General features: G+C 45.7%; 2 protein-coding genes and 1 pseudogene. 2 read left to right on the forward strand and 1 reads right to left on the reverse strand.

The window, feature by feature from the left end; translation table 11 throughout:
* Positions 1–656, reverse strand: a 656-nt coding sequence (locus tag AB4274_RS22015) for a LysR family transcriptional regulator (RefSeq protein ID WP_372113244.1), incomplete at its 3' end; no start/stop codon positions are given.
* Between the two features lie 144 nt (positions 657–800).
* Between AB4274_RS22015 and AB4274_RS22020 the strand changes: the two genes are divergently transcribed.
* Entirely contained in the window at positions 801–1,253 is a 453-nt protein-coding gene (locus tag AB4274_RS22020; protein WP_017037256.1) for a DoxX family protein, read from the forward strand.
* An 89-nt stretch (positions 1,254–1,342) separates the two neighbouring features.
* Positions 1,343–1,727: pseudogene (locus AB4274_RS22025) on the forward strand (glutathione S-transferase family protein); the annotation flags it as partial.

A 1,727-nucleotide genomic window follows, 5' to 3' on the forward strand; every position in this document is an offset into this window, starting at 1 on the left:
ATACCGGAACTCTCCTCTTTTGACGAGCGCTTCAGCGCATTCATAAGTGGGGACTCGGATTGACTGTAATCCATGTAGCTGTAGCTTAGCAGATGCTCTGGAATAAGCTGTTCCGGATGCTCTGGCGTTCCATGCCGTTCAAGATAGTCTGGGGAAGCACACATAACCAACCGAACCGGAGCAACACGCTTTGCAATTAAGGATGAGCTTTTTAATTGCCCGATCCGTAACGCTAAATCAAAGCCCTCCTCAACCACATCGACTTTCCGATCGTTGAGTTGCAAATCGATACCCACAGCCGGATTGAGCTGCTTAAAATCCCGAATAAGTGAAGCGAGATGCTTGGTAGCAAAAGTCACAGGAGCACTGATACGCAGTAAACCTTGCGCCTCATTCTTTAACTGCCCCATGCTCCCTTCCATGTCTTGAATACTTTCCAAAATGTGCTGAACGTGTTGCACACATCGCTCGCCCGCTTCTGTAAGGTGTACTTTTCTCGTCGTGCGGTTCAGCAGGCGTACCCCGAGTTGTTCCTCCAAATGAGATACGTACTTACTGACCAACTGATTTGACGTTCCCAGTTTCTCTGCTGCCTTGGTAAAACTGCCTTCTCTAGAGACCGTGAGAAACGCCTTCATGGTGTCAATCCTATCCATTAAACAAATCCTTTTAATAAGTCAATTACCAACAATACATTGGAAATTATTCAATGATAATGCCATTTATCATCTAAAGGAGAAAGATTAATCTTATTCCCAAGTTAAGACTTACTTGAATAAATCAACTCTGAGGGAAATACCATGAACAAGCACATTTTTAACAAAGTAATTCAATCCAATGCTGGCTTTGCGGCACTAGTACTGAGAGTTCCGGTAGGAATCATTTTGGCTGCACATGGTGCGCAAAAGCTGTTTGGCTGGTTTGGTGGCTATGGACTTGAAGGTACTGGCCAATGGATGGCAAGCATTGGGCTAGCACCCGGTTACCTAATGGCATTGATGGCTGGCAGTGCAGAATTCTTCGGAGGTTTAGCCTTGATATTTGGCCTTTTGACTCGCCCAGCAGCACTGGTCAATGCATTTGCCATGTTAGTGGCAATCTTCAGCGTTCACATCAGCCATGGCTTATTTATCAGCAATAACGGTTACGAGTTTGCTTTGGCGTTATTCGCTGCCACTTTAGCGCTAGCCATTCAAGGTGGCGGAAAGTTTGCCATTGATAACCGCTTACTTGGTGCAACCAAAACCGCTTAATAAAAGCTATTGGACTCGAAACAAATTAGACAAACAACAGACGCCCATGGCGTACGCTCGCAGGGGGCTCTTCGAAAAAAGGAAAGATTATGTTGGTAAATGGTAAGTGGGAACGCAAGTGGGATCCCGTTCAAGAGAAAGACAGTGAAGGCCGCTTCATCCGCCAAAGCAGCGCATTCACAAATCGCATTGACGATGCACAGTCAGCAGTCGATAAAGGTTTGCGACTCTATGCTGCTTACATTTGTCCTTGGGCAACACGCACATTAATTGCTCGCTCGTTGTTTAACTTAGAAGATGTAATTGACGTAAAAATCTTAGACCCAGTACTAACAGATTTCGGTTGGCAATTTGGGGGTGAATCTGATTCAACGGTAGGCTCTACAGAGAGTGGCATTGAGGGAGTGCAATACGCTCTCCATCTCTATACGATGACTGATGACCAATACACTGGTCGAGCGACTGTGCCTGTAC

This window comes from Vibrio sp. 10N.261.55.A10, from assembly GCF_041470825.1.
GTDB classification, from domain to species: domain Bacteria; phylum Pseudomonadota; class Gammaproteobacteria; order Enterobacterales; family Vibrionaceae; genus Vibrio; species Vibrio crassostreae_C.